Origin of the sequence: Blautia sp. HCP3S3_C4 (genome assembly GCF_052064095.1) — a bacterium.
Taxonomy (GTDB): Bacteria; Bacillota; Clostridia; order Lachnospirales; family Lachnospiraceae; genus Blautia_A.
On record NZ_JBQHWF010000001.1, the window covers coordinates 247,749 to 262,680 of the forward strand.

16 protein-coding genes are annotated in these 14,932 nt (G+C 42.0%); 15 read left to right on the forward strand and 1 reads right to left on the reverse strand.

What is annotated here, in order from left to right:
* Nucleotides 1–157: 157 nt before the first annotated feature.
* The 15 genes from ACTNC6_RS01160 (at nucleotide 158) to recQ (ending at nucleotide 13,523) form a co-directional block, all read left to right on the forward strand.
* The gene (locus tag ACTNC6_RS01160; protein ID WP_441042980.1) at nucleotides 158–1,027 is read left to right on the forward strand and encodes a class II aldolase/adducin family protein; all 870 of its coding nucleotides are present in this window, start codon (nucleotides 158–160) and stop codon (nucleotides 1,025–1,027) included.
* 29 nt (nucleotides 1,028–1,056) lie between these two features.
* Nucleotides 1,057–2,445: an aldehyde dehydrogenase family protein gene (locus tag ACTNC6_RS01165; protein ID WP_019162715.1), complete on the forward strand. Its 1,389-nt coding sequence runs from the start codon at nucleotides 1,057–1,059 to the stop codon at nucleotides 2,443–2,445.
* Nucleotides 2,446–2,472: 27 nt separating this feature from the next.
* Nucleotides 2,473–3,687 carry a zinc-binding dehydrogenase gene (locus ACTNC6_RS01170; RefSeq protein ID WP_019162714.1) on the forward strand — a complete coding sequence of 405 codons (1,215 nt, stop codon included), beginning with the start codon at nucleotides 2,473–2,475 and terminating at the stop codon, nucleotides 3,685–3,687.
* 27 nt (nucleotides 3,688–3,714) lie between these two features.
* The gene (locus ACTNC6_RS01175; protein ID WP_441042981.1) at nucleotides 3,715–4,029 is read left to right on the forward strand and encodes a BMC domain-containing protein; all 315 of its coding nucleotides are present in this window, start codon (nucleotides 3,715–3,717) and stop codon (nucleotides 4,027–4,029) included.
* A gap of 155 nt (nucleotides 4,030–4,184) precedes the next feature.
* Nucleotides 4,185–4,460 carry a BMC domain-containing protein gene (locus ACTNC6_RS01180; protein ID WP_019162712.1) on the forward strand — a complete coding sequence of 92 codons (276 nt, stop codon included), beginning with the start codon at nucleotides 4,185–4,187 and terminating at the stop codon, nucleotides 4,458–4,460.
* A gap of 72 nt (nucleotides 4,461–4,532) precedes the next feature.
* Nucleotides 4,533–4,841 (forward strand): BMC domain-containing protein, encoded by a 309-nt coding sequence (locus ACTNC6_RS01185; RefSeq protein WP_019162711.1) that lies wholly within the window; start codon nucleotides 4,533–4,535, stop codon nucleotides 4,839–4,841.
* 245 nt (nucleotides 4,842–5,086) lie between these two features.
* The gene (locus tag ACTNC6_RS01190; protein WP_005427721.1) at nucleotides 5,087–5,365 is read left to right on the forward strand and encodes a BMC domain-containing protein; all 279 of its coding nucleotides are present in this window, start codon (nucleotides 5,087–5,089) and stop codon (nucleotides 5,363–5,365) included.
* Between the two features lie 56 nt (nucleotides 5,366–5,421).
* Complete coding sequence (locus tag ACTNC6_RS01195) at nucleotides 5,422–6,045, forward strand: phosphate propanoyltransferase (protein ID WP_330699333.1); 624 nt, start codon at nucleotides 5,422–5,424, stop codon at nucleotides 6,043–6,045.
* Between the two features lie 94 nt (nucleotides 6,046–6,139).
* Nucleotides 6,140–6,406 (forward strand): EutN/CcmL family microcompartment protein, encoded by a 267-nt coding sequence (locus ACTNC6_RS01200; protein WP_019162708.1) that lies wholly within the window; start codon nucleotides 6,140–6,142, stop codon nucleotides 6,404–6,406.
* 4 nt (nucleotides 6,407–6,410) lie between these two features.
* On the forward strand, nucleotides 6,411–7,739 hold the full coding sequence (locus ACTNC6_RS01205) for a 4Fe-4S dicluster domain-containing protein (RefSeq protein ID WP_019162707.1): 1,329 nt from the start codon (nucleotides 6,411–6,413) through the stop codon (nucleotides 7,737–7,739).
* 16 nt (nucleotides 7,740–7,755) lie between these two features.
* Nucleotides 7,756–8,304, forward strand: a complete 549-nt coding sequence (locus ACTNC6_RS01210) for a BMC domain-containing protein (RefSeq protein ID WP_173742199.1) — start codon at nucleotides 7,756–7,758, stop codon at nucleotides 8,302–8,304.
* Between the two features lie 85 nt (nucleotides 8,305–8,389).
* On the forward strand, nucleotides 8,390–9,154 hold the full coding sequence (locus ACTNC6_RS01215) for a DeoR/GlpR family DNA-binding transcription regulator (protein ID WP_019162705.1): 765 nt from the start codon (nucleotides 8,390–8,392) through the stop codon (nucleotides 9,152–9,154).
* Nucleotides 9,155–9,212: 58 nt separating this feature from the next.
* Nucleotides 9,213–10,373, forward strand: coding sequence for a 1-propanol dehydrogenase PduQ (locus ACTNC6_RS01220; RefSeq protein WP_441042982.1), 1,161 nt, complete (start codon nucleotides 9,213–9,215; stop codon nucleotides 10,371–10,373).
* 135 nt (nucleotides 10,374–10,508) lie between these two features.
* Entirely contained in the window at nucleotides 10,509–11,579 is a 1,071-nt protein-coding gene (locus tag ACTNC6_RS01225) for a cob(I)yrinic acid a,c-diamide adenosyltransferase (protein WP_441042983.1), read from the forward strand.
* A gap of 66 nt (nucleotides 11,580–11,645) precedes the next feature.
* Nucleotides 11,646–13,523 carry a DNA helicase RecQ gene (gene recQ, locus ACTNC6_RS01230; RefSeq protein WP_441042984.1) on the forward strand — a complete coding sequence of 626 codons (1,878 nt, stop codon included), beginning with the start codon at nucleotides 11,646–11,648 and terminating at the stop codon, nucleotides 13,521–13,523.
* A gap of 351 nt (nucleotides 13,524–13,874) precedes the next feature.
* On the opposite strand, the gene ACTNC6_RS01235 is transcribed toward recQ, so the two are convergent.
* Nucleotides 13,875–14,723 carry an AraC family transcriptional regulator gene (locus tag ACTNC6_RS01235; RefSeq protein WP_303241886.1) on the reverse strand — a complete coding sequence of 283 codons (849 nt, stop codon included), beginning with the start codon at nucleotides 14,721–14,723 and terminating at the stop codon, nucleotides 13,875–13,877.
* Nucleotides 14,724–14,932: the final 209 nt, after the last annotated feature.

Genomic DNA, 14,932 nt, shown 5'->3' on the forward strand with positions numbered 1-14,932 from the left:
TCCAGAATCCACATAAATATAAAACAAACAAAAACAACACAGAAAAGATGTGAAAAACAACACAAAACAACGCTGTTCTCTTGACTTTTTATGCGGATTATGTTATGATCAGTGAAGAAACGTCAAAGAACCAAATGCCTTAAGGAGGAAAATGAGCATGGTAAACGAATTTGAAATCAAAAAACAGATCTGTGACATCGGAAGAAGAATCTACAACCGCAACATGGTGGCAGCTAACGACGGAAATATCTCCGTAAAATTAAATGACAATGAATTCCTTTGCACACCAACAGGTGTTTCCAAAGGCTTCATGACACCAGAGTTTATCTGTAAAGTTGATGCCCAGGGTAATGTGATCCAGGCTAATCCGGGATTCAAACCATCATCCGAGATCAAGATGCATATGAGAGTATATGAGAAGAGACCGGATGTAGGATCTGTTGTACATGCACATCCTATATATGCAACATCTTTTGCAATTGCAGGTATTCCGCTTACACAGCCGATCATGCCAGAGGCAGTTATCGCTCTTGGATGCGTTCCGATCGCTGAATATGGTACACCTTCTACAATGGAGATTCCGGACAATCTTGAAAAATATCTTCCATATTTTGATGCAGTTCTTCTTGAAAACCACGGAGCATTGACATGGAGCACAGACCTGAATGCAGCTTACATGAAAATGGAATCTGTAGAATTCTATGCACAGCTTCTGTATCAGAGTAAATTACTGGGTGGCCCGAAGGAATTCGATGAGAAGAATATTAAGAAACTGTATGAAATCCGTCGTAAATTCGGTATGGCTGGTAAACATCCGGCAAACCTTTGCCAGAACAAGGGCGGTATGAACTGCCATAACTGTGGCGGAGCATGTCATGATGGCGGCGAATTCAAAAAATTCCCTGGATATCAGTATGATTTTGTTGGCGGTGACTGTGGATGTACAGAAGAAACTCCTGCACAGAACGATGCACAGGTAGTTGCTGAGATCACAAAAAGAGTAATGGAACAGCTGGGAATGAAATAAATATTTGAATGATTAAGGAGGACAGTCTCATGCCAATTAATGAGAACATGGTACAGTCAATTGTACAGGAAGTAATGGCAAAGATGCAGATTGCAGACGCTCCGACCGGTAAACATGGAATCTTCAAAGATATGAATGATGCTATCGAGGCTGCGAAGAAATCTCAGCAGATCGTTAAGAAGATGTCCATGGATCAGAGAGAGAAAATTATTACCTGTATTCGTAAAAAAATCAAAGATAATGCAGAAGTTCTGGCACGTATGGGTGTTGAGGAAACAGGAATGGGAAATGTAGGAGATAAGATCCTGAAACATATTCTTGTTGCTGATAAGACACCTGGAACAGAAGATATTACAACTACTGCATGGACAGGAGACAGAGGTCTGACTCTTGTTGAGATGGGACCTTTTGGTGTGATCGGAGCCATTACTCCGTGTACAAATCCAAGTGAGACAGTACTGTGCAACACTATGGGTATGCTTGCAGGCGGAAATACAGTTGTATTTAATCCTCATCCTGCAGCTGTCAAAACATCTATTTATGCGATCAATCTGCTGAACGAGGCTTCTCTGGAAAACGGTGGCCCGGACAATATCGCAGTTACAGTTGAAAAACCTACTCTGGAAACAAGCAACACTATGATGAAGCATAAGGATATTCATCTGATCGTAGCAACAGGTGGCCCTGGTGTAGTAACTGCAGTGCTTTCTTCTGGTAAACGTGGTATCGGAGCCGGAGCAGGTAACCCGCCGGCACTGGTTGACGAGACCGCAGATATCCGTAAAGCAGCTCAGGACATTGTAAATGGATGTACATTTGACAATAACCTTCCATGTATTGCTGAGAAGGAAATTGTTGCAGTATCTTCTATTGTAGATGAACTGATGCATTACCTGGTAAGCGAAAATGACTGCTATCTTGCATCCAAGGAAGAGCAGGATAAGCTGACATCAGTTGTTCTTGCAGGCGGTAAACTGAACCGTAAATGCGTAGGCCGTGATGCAAAGACTCTTCTTTCTATGATCGGTGTACAGGCGCCGGCAAATATCAGATGTATTGTATTTGAAGGACCGAAGGAACATCCGCTGATCACAACTGAGCTTATGATGCCAATCCTGGGTGTTGTAAGAGCCAGAGACTTTGATGATGCCGTAGAACAGGCAGTATGGCTGGAGCATGGCAATCGCCATTCCGCGCATATTCATTCAAAGAATATCGATAATATCACAAAATATGCAAAAGCAATTGATACAGCAATTCTTGTAAAGAATGCTCCGTCTTATTCAGCACTTGGATTTGGCGGTGAAGGATATGCTACCTTTACAATTGCCAGCCGTACAGGCGAGGGTCTTACCAGTGCAAGCACATTTACAAAGAGAAGACGCTGCGTAATGGTAGACAATTTATGCATTCGTTAATCAGTGTATTAAAGGAGAGAAAAGAACATGGATATGAATAACGTGAATATTGAAGAAATCGTAAAACAGGTTCTCTCCGGCATGACAGGAACAGCACCGGCAGCAGCTGCATCCAGCAACAGCGGTGCAATTCCTAAAACAGCCAGAGTAGCAGTGTTAACAGAAAAAGAGCATTTTGAACTGAAAGAATACCCGATTCCTCCAATCGGAGATGATGACATCCTGGTTAAAGTAGAGGGATGCGGTGTCTGCGGTACAGATGCACATGAATTCAAGAGAGATCCGTTTAATCTGATCCCTGTAGCTCTCGGACATGAGGGAACAGGTGAGATCGTTGCAATGGGTAAAAATGTTAAAGTAGATACAGCCGGAAAACCGGTTAAGGTTGGTGACAAGGTTGTTACCTGTATGATCTTTAAAGATGATCCTGATATCACAATGTTTGACCTGAACAAGAAAAACGTAGGCGGTGCTGACGTATACGGACTTCTTCCGGATGATGATATACATCTTAACGGATGGTTCTCAGATTACATCTTCTTAAGAGGCGGAAGCTTTGGAACTACATTCTTTAATGTAAGTGATCTGGATTTGGATTCCCGAATCCTGATTGAGCCATGTGCTGTACTTGTACATGCAGTAGAGAGAGCAAAAACAACAGGAATCCTTCGTTTCAACAGCAGAGTTGTTGTACAGGGATGCGGACCGATCGGTCTGATCTGTATCGCAGTACTTCGTACTATGGGTATCGAAAATATCTGCGCTGTAGACGGAAATGAGAAACGTCTTGAGTTTGCCAAGAGAATGGGCGCAACAACAAGCGTTAACTTTATGAACTTCAAGGAAACAGAAGCACTGGCTGAGGCTGTTAAGGAAGCACAGGGCGGACATCTTGCAGATTTCGCTTTCCAGTGTACAGGTAACCCGAAGGCTCATGCAAATATTTATAAATTTATCCGCAATGGCGGCGGTCTTTGCGAACTTGGATTCTTTATCAATGGTGGAGATGCAGTGATCAATCCTCATTTTGATCTCTGCTCCAAAGAAATCAATCTGGTTGGATCCTGGGTATATACTCTGAGAGATTATGTTACAACCTTTGATTTCCTCAAGAGAGCAAATGCAATCGGTCTGCCAATGTCCGAACTGATCACTGACAAATTCCCGTTAGAGCAGATCAATGAGGCGCTTCAGACAAACCTGGCTATGACAGGATTGAAGATCGCGGTAGTAAATAAATAACAGGCCTGGCAATAGAGGAGAAACAAAATGGCAGAAGCTGTAGGAATTTTAGAGGTATTTGGACTTACAACAGCCTTTGTAGCAGGCGATGCCGGATGCAAGGCAGCAAATGTCCATCTGGAAGTGTTCGATAAGAATAAACCAGCTAATGCTGACAGCCTGCCGGTGCCGCTCCTTGTCTGCATCAAGTTCAGAGGAAGTGTAACGGACGTTACAGCGGCTGTGGAAGCAGGCATGGAAGTTGCGAACAGAATGACTGGTGTGGTACAGCATTATATCATTCCGAATCCCGAAGAGGGAACGGAGAAAATGCTGAAGATCAGCGCCCTGGATAAGCAATAACAGTTGCATATCCTTGAATTATAAGATAAGATGTAACTGTTCAGTACTCAGCTGAATACGGAACAGTTATGATAAGACATCAATAGAAAACCGAAAACGTAGCTGCAGAACAAGAACAGTTATCGTTGATTCAGGAAATTCAGGAGGAATAGAAAATGGCACAGGAAGCATTAGGAATGGTTGAAACCAGAGGACTTACAGCAGCAATTGAAGCAGCTGATGCAATGACAAAGGCAGCTGAGGTTTCACTGGTAGGAACAGAGAAAATCGGATCCGGACTTGTAACAGTTATGGTTCGCGGAGATGTAGGAGCTGTTAAGGCAGCAGTAGAAAGCGGAAGCGCAGCAGCATCCAGACTTGGCGAATTAGTAGCTACACATGTAATTCCGAGACCTCACAATGATGTAGAGAAAATCCTTCCAAGCATCTGACCAGTCACGGTAGTATAAATTATAGAGTGCTGTACATATCACATTGTGCAGTGATCTAAAAGGAGTTCGCTCATGAGTAAATCATATGGTTTTATAGAAATCACTGGTGTTGTAGCAGCGATTGACGCTCTTGATATCATGTGTAAAACTGCAGACGTTGAGCTGGCGTCATGGGAACGTAAGCTGGGCGGACGACTGGTTACTATTATAATTGAAGGTGATGTGTCTGCCGTAACAGAAGCTGTAGAGGCTGCTGTGGCAGGCGCGATTAAGAAACCGGTAAGTTATGCAGTGATTGCCCGACCACATGAAGAGATTGTCAAGATTGTGGAATTAAGTGCAAGCCGCTGGAAGAACCAGGCGAAACAGGGGGATGAATGATGGCTGAAGAAAAGAAACCTGAAGCAGAGAATAAAGCTCCCGGAAAGGCTGCTGCTCCCAGAAGAACAGGGAGTACAGCTTCAAAAGCAAAAACTGCTGTGAAGAAAGAAACGTCAAATGAAACAAAAGCTGCAGCAGCTGGAACGGCGGCAAAAACTACAGAAACATCGAAGAAAACGGCAATAAAAAAAGAAACAGTAAAAGAAGAAATTCGTGGAACAGTATTTCATAAGGAGGAAAAAATCATGACACAGGAAGCATTAGGAATGGTTGAAACCAGAGGACTTACAGCAGCAATCGAGGCAGCTGACCAGATGTGTAAAGCAGCTAATGTTGCATTAGTAGGAACAGAGAAAATCGGATCCGGACTTGTAACAGTTATGGTTCGTGGAGACGTAGGAGCAGTTAAATCTGCAGTAGAGAGCGGAAGTGCAGCAGCATCCAGACTTGGCGAATTAGTAGCTACACATGTAATCCCAAGACCACACACAGATGTAGAGAAAATCCTGCCTGTATTAAAATAATTTAAAGTCAGTTCTGACGGAAAGCAGGTGTATTCTTGGAAACAAATAATATTGAAATGATTACCAGATTGGTACTTCAGGCAATTGACCAGAATAAAGAAACGGGAAATGGCTTTGTTGTTCCTATTGGAGTTTCCGCAAGACATATTCACTTGACACAGGAGCATGTAGAAGCATTATTCGGACCTGGATATCAGCTTACAAAGAAGAAAGCACTTATGGGCGGACAGTTTGCATCTAATGAGACTGTTACTATTGTAGGGCTGAAGCTTCGTGCTATTGAGAATGTGAGAATCCTTGGACCTGTACGTAAGGCTTCACAGGTTGAGGTATCTGCTACGGATGCGATCAAACTGGGAATGAATGTACCGGTTCGTGAATCAGGTGATATTGCCGGAAGTGCTCCGATTGCTATCGTAGGACCTAAGGGTGCTATTTATCTGAAGGAAGGCTGTATTGTGGCTATGCGTCACATTCATATGTCTCCGAAGGATGCTCAGGCTGCTGGTGTAAAGGATGGAGATATCGTATCCGTGAAAGCTGATAATGAAAGAGGAACTATCTTTAATCAGGTTAAGATCCGTGTGGATGACAGCTTTACTCTGGAAATGCATATTGACACAGATGAAGCAAATGCAGCAAAAATTGCCACAGGCAATACAGTAACGATCATTAAATAATATATTCATTCATTTGATAACCGTATATGCTGAGGAACAGCTATACGGTTATCGGTGAATGAGTTGACATAACAATAATAATTCGGAGGCTCATATGATAGTAGGCAAAGTGGTTGGGAGTGTTGTTTCCACCCGTAAATGTGAAAAATTAATAGGAAATAAGTTTATGATCATCGAGCCTGTGCATCATATGAAGGGTGACCTCAGCCAGCTTGTTGCGATCGATATGATCGGAGCAGGAGTGGGAGAATATGTATTGGTGGCACAGGGTAGCGCAGCAAGAATTGGCTGCGGCGTAGAAACAGCACCGGTAGATGCGGCCATAGTCGGAATCATTGATGACGGTGCGGGATTGGAGTAACGCCATGGAAATCAAAGAATTACAGGATATTATACAGCAGAATGGTGTAGTAGGTGCCGGTGGAGCGGGATTTCCTACCTATATGAAGCTCACAGATAAGGCAAATACCATTCTTATGAACTGTGCAGAGTGTGAACCATTACTGAAATTACACAGACAGTTATTGGAAAAACATGCATATGAAATTATGAAAACATTCCATATGATCCAGGAAACGGTAGGGGCTTCTGAAGCAATCATTGGAATTAAAAAATCTTATGTACAGACAATCAATGCGCTGAACCAGCACATTGAGGAGTTCCCGGGAATGAGACTTCATCTTTTGGATGAGGTATATCCCATGGGCGATGAAGTTGTACTTATTTATGAAGCTACAGGACGAGTGGTACGGCCGGGCGGACTGCCTATTGAGCAGGGAGTAGCCGTATTCAATGTAGAAACTGTTTATAACGTATATCGTGCGGTTGAGGAGAAGCAGCCGGTAACTGATAAATATGTATCTGTTGTTGCTGAGGTAAGTGATCCGGTTACAGTGAGAGTTCCTCTGGGATGTACACTAGAGGAAGTTGTTGCCCAAGCTGGAAATACAACAGTAAAAGATCCGGTCTATTTTGTCGGCGGCCCAATGATGGGACGTATCGGAAATGGTTCTGATCCGGTGACTAAGACAACAAATGCGATTTTGGTACTGCCAAAAGACCATCTTATTGTAGCGAAGAAGCAGCGGACTTCTTCCATAGATTTAAAACGTGCAGCATCTATCTGCTGCCAGTGTAATACATGTACTGATTTATGTCCCAGACATAATCTGGGACATCCCATTGACCCGGCAAAATTTATGCGTGCAGCAGCAAATCAGGATTTCAGGGATCTGAATCCATATATTGATGCATCCTTCTGCAGCTCCTGCGGTGTATGTGAGATGTATTCCTGTCCTCAGAGTCTGGCACCCAGAAGCCTTCTGGCTGATATGAAGGGTGGACTTAGAAAAGCAGGTATCAGACCGCCTCAGGGCGTACAGCCAAAGCCGGTTCAGGAATCAAGAGAATATCGTAAAGTTCCTGAAGAACGTCTTATGGCACGTCTTGGTCTTACAAAATATGACAAGGATGCACCTCTTCATGAAGATCTGGTACAGGTTAAGAAAGTAAAAATCCTTCTGAGCCAGCATATCGGAGCACCTGCTCAGGCAATAGTAAAAGCAGGTGATACGGTAACCAGAGGACAGATGATCGCTCAGCCTGCACAGGGCTTAAGCGTAGGAATCCATGCTTCTGTCAATGGAAAAGTGACAGAAGTGACAGACCGTTATATCATAATTGCAGTAAATTAGAAAGGACGTGCACAAAATGAGTAAAGCAATCGGAATGATTGAATTTAAAACTACAGCTACCGGCGTTACCGCAGCAGATGCTATGGTAAAAACATCTGAGGTAGAGATCATCGAGGCTCAGACCGTATGTCCTGGTAAATATATTGCGATTATTACCGGTGACTTAAGTGCGGTAAAGGCAGCTGTTGATGCAGCAGTTACTACATATGAGGATAAGTGTATTGACAGTTTCGTACTGGGTAATCCTCATGAATCTATTTTCCCGGCTATCTATGGAACCACACAGGTGGATGAAATCAGTGCACTGGGAATTCTGGAAACCTATGATGCGGCTTCTATCATTGAGGCTGCAGATCAGGCAGCGAAAACAGCAATCGTTGATCTGATCGAACTTCGTATTGCAAAAGGTATGTGTGGAAAATCATATATGATGATTACAGGTGAGGTTTCAGCTGTAGAGGCTTCTATTGAGAGAGCAAAGCAGCTGGTATCTGCAAAGGGAATGTATCTGGATTCTTCCGTGATCGCACATCCTGACAGACGAATGATTGACAGTATTTTGTAAAATCCGGGATTACTAATATTCTCTTGATTATTGAATCTTCGGTATTAAATGTTTGGAAAATTCCTCAGTAAAGGGGGCAACGAGTATGCTTGCATTGGAGAGACGGAAACTGATTCTCGATAAACTACAGGCAGAGAAGCGGGTTGTAGTCAGTGAACTCAGCCAGCTTTATAATGTCTCTGAAGAGACCATTCGCCGTGATCTGGACAAGCTTGAAAAAGAAGGCCTTGCCATAAAAAGTTACGGTGGAGCGGTAATAAATGAGGATATAAGCATTGATTTACCTTTTAATGTCCGTAAAAACCAGAATGTTTCGGGAAAGCAGAAAATGGCGGAAATTGCAGCTTCTCTTGTAAACGATGGAGATCATATTTTTCTGGATGCAAGTACCACGGCAGTTTTTGTGGCAAAGGCACTGAAAGGAAAAGAAAGACTTACTGTGATCACAAATTCCCTGGAGATCCTGCTGGAGCTGGCAGATGTGTCCGGATGGAATATTATTTCAACAGGCGGAGTCATGAAGGAAGGCTATCTGGCCTTCCTTGGCTCTAAAACTGATGAATCTATCCGGTCTTATTATGTAGATAAGGTTATCATTTCCTGCAAAGCTCTGGATCAGGAATGGGGGATTATGGAATCACAGGAGGCATTTGGCTCAACCAAAAGAGCCATGATGAAATCGGGACGCAAGAAAATTCTGGTTATAGACAGTACGAAATTTGACCAAAAAGCTTTTTCAGTTGCAGGAAGTATGAAAGAAGTAGATATGGTTGTAACTGATAAAAGACCAGAGGACAGGTGGAGGATATACTTTGAAAAACTGGGTATAGAGTGCAGATATCCTGTCTGAAACCAGAGAAAGGGTTACTGCGCACCAAGTGGGCAGTAACGGAAAAGGAGCATTATAAATGAATAACTTCAGTACGTTCGAAATGAAAACAGCCATCCATTTTGGCGATAATGCCCTGGACAGACTGAAAGAAATCCCATATAAAAGGGTTTTGATCATTACCGATCCATTTGTAGTACAAAGCGGAATGGTGAATCTTATTACTGCACCGTTAAGCAGTGCAGGAATTGAATATGATATTTTTTGTGATGTGGTGCCGGATGCACCACTGAATAAGATTGCAGAAGGTGTAAAGAAGTTCCTTCAGTATCAGCCTGAGGCAGTTGTTGCAGTTGGAGGCGGTTCTGCCATTGATTCTTCCAAAGCAATCCGTGAGTTTGCCCTGAAGATCAATAATTATGGAAAAGTAGGTCTGATTGCCGTTCCTACTACCAGCGGTACCGGATCTGAGGTTACATCTTTTGCTGTTGTAAACGATACAGAGGCACATGTGAAATATCCGTTGATTGCTGACAGTCTGACTGCAGATGAGGCAATCCTGGATGCTGAGCTTGTGAAAAGTGTACCGCCGGCTATCACAGCTGATACAGGTATGGATGTATTTACCCATGCGCTGGAATCCTATGTCAGTACAGCGCATAATGAGTTTTCTTCTGCTCTTGCAGAGAAAGCAATTGAAATCTGTGGAGTATTCCTGCTGCGTGCCTATCTGGATGGCAGTGACATGCATGCCCGTAAAAAAATGCATGTAGCATCCTGTCTGGCCGGATTGTCTTTTAATACAGCAGGACTTGGAATTACTCACAGTATGGCACACCAGCTGGGAGCTGTGTTTCATATTCCGCATGGAAGAGCGAATGCTATGCTTCTTCCCCATATTGTTGAATTCAACTCTGATATTAATAAACATAGTAAAAGCCAGAAAGAATATCTTCCGGCAGTGAAGAGATATGCCAATGTAGCCCATATCCTTGGACTCAGTAACTATAATAAGGTTATGACAGTGCGCTCCCTGGTAAACTGGATTCAGTTTATGCAGAAAGAGATGAACATTCCGCTGACCATTCAGGAACTGGGAACGATTACACCAGATGCTTATTTTGGAGCAATTGATAAGATGGCAGATGCTGCACTGGCAGATGCCTGCACAGCCAATAACCCCAGAGTACCAGCCAAAGAAGATATCATCAGGATTTATAAAAAACTGTGGTCATTTTGACCAGTTTATAAGGCTTGCTGAAAGCCCTTTGGGCCCGGACATTGTGCCGGGCTCTTGAAAAAGGTAATTTATTGCCGCTGAAATCAGAAACTCAGTTAACCGGAAACATTCTGCACATTACAGGAGATGAAAAATATGAGCGTATATACAAAACGGGGAGATAGGGGAATTACAGATATGGCCCGTACCAAAAACGTCTCCAAGTCGGATGACCGTATCCAGCTTGTAGGAGCAATTGATGAGCTGAACAGTCATATCGGGCTGGTAAAGTGTATGCTGAAATGGGAAGAAACGGTAAAAATGTTGAGTAGTATACAGGATAATCTGGATCTGATCGCAGCGGGAGTAGAGGACCCATACAGCAAAGATTTTAAAGTCAATGAGGAGATTGTTGACAATCTTGAGAAAGAGACGGACAGACTGGAAGAATTATGCGGACAGCAGGCTGGAAAAAAAGTATCCGGGCAGAACAGGACTGCAGCAGAAATAAACGTAACCCGGGCGGTAGCCAGAAGAACGGAACGGTGTCTGGCACAGGTTGCTGTAAAATTTGGAGCAGATACTGAAAGCAAGAAATATCTGAACAGATTATCAGACTATTTATCCCTTCTTGCGAAATATGTGGAGTTATCCGATGCCCTGGGACTGACAGAGGATCAAAATGTGGAGAAACAAAATATAAAAAAGCAGGATGTGGAAAAACAGAAAGTGAAAACGCAGAATACAATTTCAGAGATAAGCAATGGGATTGATGAAAAAGTTGTCCGTGAAGTGCTGGCACAGATGGGAATCCAGTCCAGAATAACTCTCAAAAAAGCCAAGGCGCTGATTGAAAAAATTGAAGAGGAATCCATACGCCGGGGCATGAATTCTGTAATCGCAATCTGTGGACCTGAGGGAAATCCAATTGCAGTTCATGTAATGGATGGTGCTTATCTGGTAAGCTATGATGTAGCTGTAAAGAAAGCATATACCTCAGTAGCCGTAAAAATGTCTACTAGAGAACTGGGTGAGCTTGCCGGGCCGGGTGGTACATTTTATGGAGTGGATACACTTGAAAGCGGAAAGATTGCAATATTTGGAGGTGGAGTGCCGTTAAAATGTGGTAATACCATCATAGGCGGCCTGGGAATCAGCGGTGGTACCTCAGAAGAAGATCACAGTCTGGCAGAATATGGATTGACTGTTTTGGGTGACATAATGTAGAAATTGTGAGAAACTTGTGTGGCTGCAATGATCCTGCAGTTACTGGCTGGAAAGGATTTGAAAATTTTGACAAAAAATCAAATACTGAAAAAATATTTTGGATACGATACATTCAGAGAAGGACAGGAAGAGGTGATTGATGCCATTCTTTCCGGAAGGGATGTTGTGGGTATTATGCCTACAGGGGCAGGAAAATCCCTGTGTTATCAAATTCCGGCGCTAATGATGGGAGGAATCACTTTGGTGATTTCTCCTTTGATTTCTCTTATGAAAGATCAGGTAAGTGCCTTAAATCAGGCTGGAATACTGGCTGCATTTCTTAACAGTTCATTGAGTGAAATGCAGTATTATACAGTGCTCAGGCTTGCGAAAGCAGGAAGATACCCTATTATCTATGTAGCTCCGGAGAGATTGCTTAATGAAGAATTTCTGGATTTTGCCTTTCATGTAAAGATTTCCATGATTGCAGTGGATGAAGCTCACTGTGTGTCTCAATGGGGACAGGATTTTCGCCCCAGCTATCTGAAAATCATGGAATTTATAGAAAGGCTTCCTAACCGTCCGGTTGTAAGTGCCTTTACAGCTACTGCCACACAGGAGGTTAAAGAGGATATTATTGATATCCTTCAGCTTCAGGAGCCTTTTGTGACCACTACGGGATTTGACAGGCAGAATTTGTTTTTTTCTGTGCAAACACCCAGGGATAAATATGAATTTATAAGGGATTATGTATCAGAACACAGGACAGAAAGTGGAATCATATACTGTATTTCCAGAAAGCTTGTGGAAGAAGTGTGCCAGAAGCTGATTCAGGAGGGATATTCTGCAACCAGATATCACGCAGGGCTTTCTGATGAAGAAAGACGGAACAATCAGGATGATTTTATTTATGACCGTTGCCAGATTATGGTTGCCACCAATGCATTTGGAATGGGAATTGATAAGTCTGATGTCCGGTATGTGCTTCATTATAATATGCCTAAAAATATGGAAAGCTATTATCAGGAAGCAGGACGTGCAGGGCGTGATGGAGAACCGGCCAGATGCATATTGCTTTACAGTGGGCAGGATGTGATCACCAATCGCTTTTTTATTGAAAATAATCAGGAAAATCAGGAACTGGATCCTGTAACCAGAGCTATTGTGCAGGAGCGGGATGAGGAACGGCTGAAGAAAATGACATTTTACTGTTTTACCCATGAATGTCTCAGAGAATATATTCTGAGATACTTTGGAGAGTATGGTCCTAATTATTGCGGAAATTGCCAGAACTGTCTTACGGAATTTGAAGAAGTAGATGTGTCTGCAGAAGCATGTAGTATTGTCAGATGTGTGGATGAGTGCAGACAGCGATATGGAGTAAATGTGATCCTGGATACATTGCGCGGTGCTAACACAGCAAAAATCCGCCAGTACCATATGGAGGAGAATAGTTGTTATGGAAAATGCAGAGAAATCCCCATATACAGGCTGAGACAGATTTTTAATTTCCTTCTGGAAAAAGAATACATCAGGCTTTCCAATGATGAATATACATTGGTGAAGCTTACAGACCGTTCGGAATTGCTTTTGAATGAAAAATATATTCTGACTATGAAAATGGCAAAGGAAGAGCCGAAAAAAATTAAGAAAAAGGAATCCAAAGAAAACAATAAGTCTAAAGCTTCAGGCATTTTGCATGAGGAGGATGAACCTCTTTTTCAAAAACTGCGTCAGCTTCGTATGGAAATTGCAAGAAAAGAAAAAGTGCCTCCTTATATTGTCTTTTCAGATAAAACACTGGTACATATGTGCATGATCAAGCCTCAAAATAAAGAAGAAATGCTGAGCGTTTCAGGGGTAGGGGAACATAAATATGCGAAATATGGACAACAGTTTCTGGAGGCTGTCAATCAAAATGTACTGAAATGTGGCGTTGTTTTTGAAAAAAAATATAAAAAATAACCAAAAAGCAACATAAAAGGAAATGCAGGTGGGATTTTGCTGTCAGATTATCCAAGATAATGATGAACGATTCTAATTGAAATATATATGTTGGTCTGCTAGAATAAATACAGTAGCAAAAGAAAAGATTAATAATAAAAGTCTGTTTTCTTAAAATCCAATTTGAATCAGGGATTTCTTCTGTTACAAAAGAAAATGTCGCTCAGACATTTGCCATAGCTTCTGTTGAATAAAATCAGAGGAAGTACATAAAAAGGGGGATGCGAAAAAACTCAATCGAGTTTTTTACATCCCCCCTTTTTAGTGAATGGGACAAATTTCAGGTCTGGAGGGAAAATATCTGTGGTGATTTTATCTTCGTTTGTATTTTCCGGGGGTAGTTCCCTTATATTTCTTAAATGTCCGGATGAAATAACTGAGATCATTAAATCCATTTCTATAGGCAATCTCAGTGATGGAATCATCGGTGGCTGCCAGCTGGTAACAGGCTTCCTCGATCCGCTGTCGGTTTAGATAATCCATTGGTGTCTGATGAGTCATCTCCGAAAAGAACCGGCAGAAATATTTGGGAGACATGGACACAGAGGCAGAAAGCTGCTGTAGAGTCAGAGGGTTGGCGTAATTCTTTTCAATAAATTCCAGCACCTGTTTTAGCTGCAGAATACGTTTGTAATCTTTGCGGTTTTGTGTGGGATTGTCCAGACAGTAATGATTACTAAAAATAAGACCGAAAAAGTGGTAAAATTGTCCAAATACAATCAGCTCATAACCGGTTCTTTTCTCACTGATTGCGCGAAAAAGAGAGGAGATGCAGGAAAGAATCTCCGGTTGTTCTTCTGTAAAATGAGGAAAAATCATCATTTCCTGGTGAAGAATCATCTGTATATATTCTGCACAGGCAGAATTGATTTTCAGAAAAGTATTCATATCAAAAACAATGCACTGGTAAACACAGTCTTCAGGAATTCCGGAATGGAGAATTCCACTATGTATAAAAATAACATCATTTTCATTTGCAACAAAACTTTTTTCGTCTAAAGTGACAGTGAGTTTCCCTTTCAGGATCCGTATGATCTCATATTCTACATGCCAGTGATAAGACATGACATATCTGGGATGGGTATGGTCAATGTGATGAAACTCAAAAGGAAAGGAATAGGTTCCTCTTGGCCGGTCCTCATTACGTCCTAAATCATGCAAAAAAATCTCCTCCTTTCAGAAATTTACAGAAATTTTATAATCATTACAGAAAAAGCGAATATTGTACTATTTTTTGCTATTATAACACAAGTAAATTATGGAATGCAAATGTATAATAATAACAGAAACAGTCAGGAAAAACCATGATTTTTAAAAGTACTGTGTTTTCCTGATAAATAGGGGTAAAGACACAAAATAAATTCAGGAGG

Excerpts from the sequence above, each read along its gene's own strand:
- ACTNC6_RS01160 (WP_441042980.1), top strand. The coding sequence starts at position 158 with ATGGTAAACGAATTTGAAATCAAAAAACAGATCTGTGACATCGGAAGA.
- ACTNC6_RS01165 (WP_019162715.1), top strand. The coding sequence starts at position 1,057 with ATGCCAATTAATGAGAACATGGTACAGTCAATTGTACAGGAAGTAATG.
- ACTNC6_RS01170 (WP_019162714.1), top strand. The coding sequence starts at position 2,473 with ATGGATATGAATAACGTGAATATTGAAGAAATCGTAAAACAGGTTCTC.
- ACTNC6_RS01175 (WP_441042981.1), top strand. The coding sequence starts at position 3,715 with ATGGCAGAAGCTGTAGGAATTTTAGAGGTATTTGGACTTACAACAGCC.
- ACTNC6_RS01180 (WP_019162712.1), top strand. The coding sequence starts at position 4,185 with ATGGCACAGGAAGCATTAGGAATGGTTGAAACCAGAGGACTTACAGCA.
- ACTNC6_RS01185 (WP_019162711.1), top strand. The coding sequence starts at position 4,533 with ATGAGTAAATCATATGGTTTTATAGAAATCACTGGTGTTGTAGCAGCG.
- ACTNC6_RS01190 (WP_005427721.1), top strand. The coding sequence starts at position 5,087 with ATGACACAGGAAGCATTAGGAATGGTTGAAACCAGAGGACTTACAGCA.
- ACTNC6_RS01195 (WP_330699333.1), top strand. The coding sequence starts at position 5,422 with ATGATTACCAGATTGGTACTTCAGGCAATTGACCAGAATAAAGAAACG.
- ACTNC6_RS01200 (WP_019162708.1), top strand. The coding sequence starts at position 6,140 with ATGATAGTAGGCAAAGTGGTTGGGAGTGTTGTTTCCACCCGTAAATGT.
- ACTNC6_RS01205 (WP_019162707.1), top strand. The coding sequence starts at position 6,411 with ATGGAAATCAAAGAATTACAGGATATTATACAGCAGAATGGTGTAGTA.
- ACTNC6_RS01210 (WP_173742199.1), top strand. The coding sequence starts at position 7,756 with ATGAGTAAAGCAATCGGAATGATTGAATTTAAAACTACAGCTACCGGC.
- ACTNC6_RS01215 (WP_019162705.1), top strand. The coding sequence starts at position 8,390 with ATGCTTGCATTGGAGAGACGGAAACTGATTCTCGATAAACTACAGGCA.
- ACTNC6_RS01220 (WP_441042982.1), top strand. The coding sequence starts at position 9,213 with ATGAATAACTTCAGTACGTTCGAAATGAAAACAGCCATCCATTTTGGC.
- ACTNC6_RS01225 (WP_441042983.1), top strand. The coding sequence starts at position 10,509 with ATGAGCGTATATACAAAACGGGGAGATAGGGGAATTACAGATATGGCC.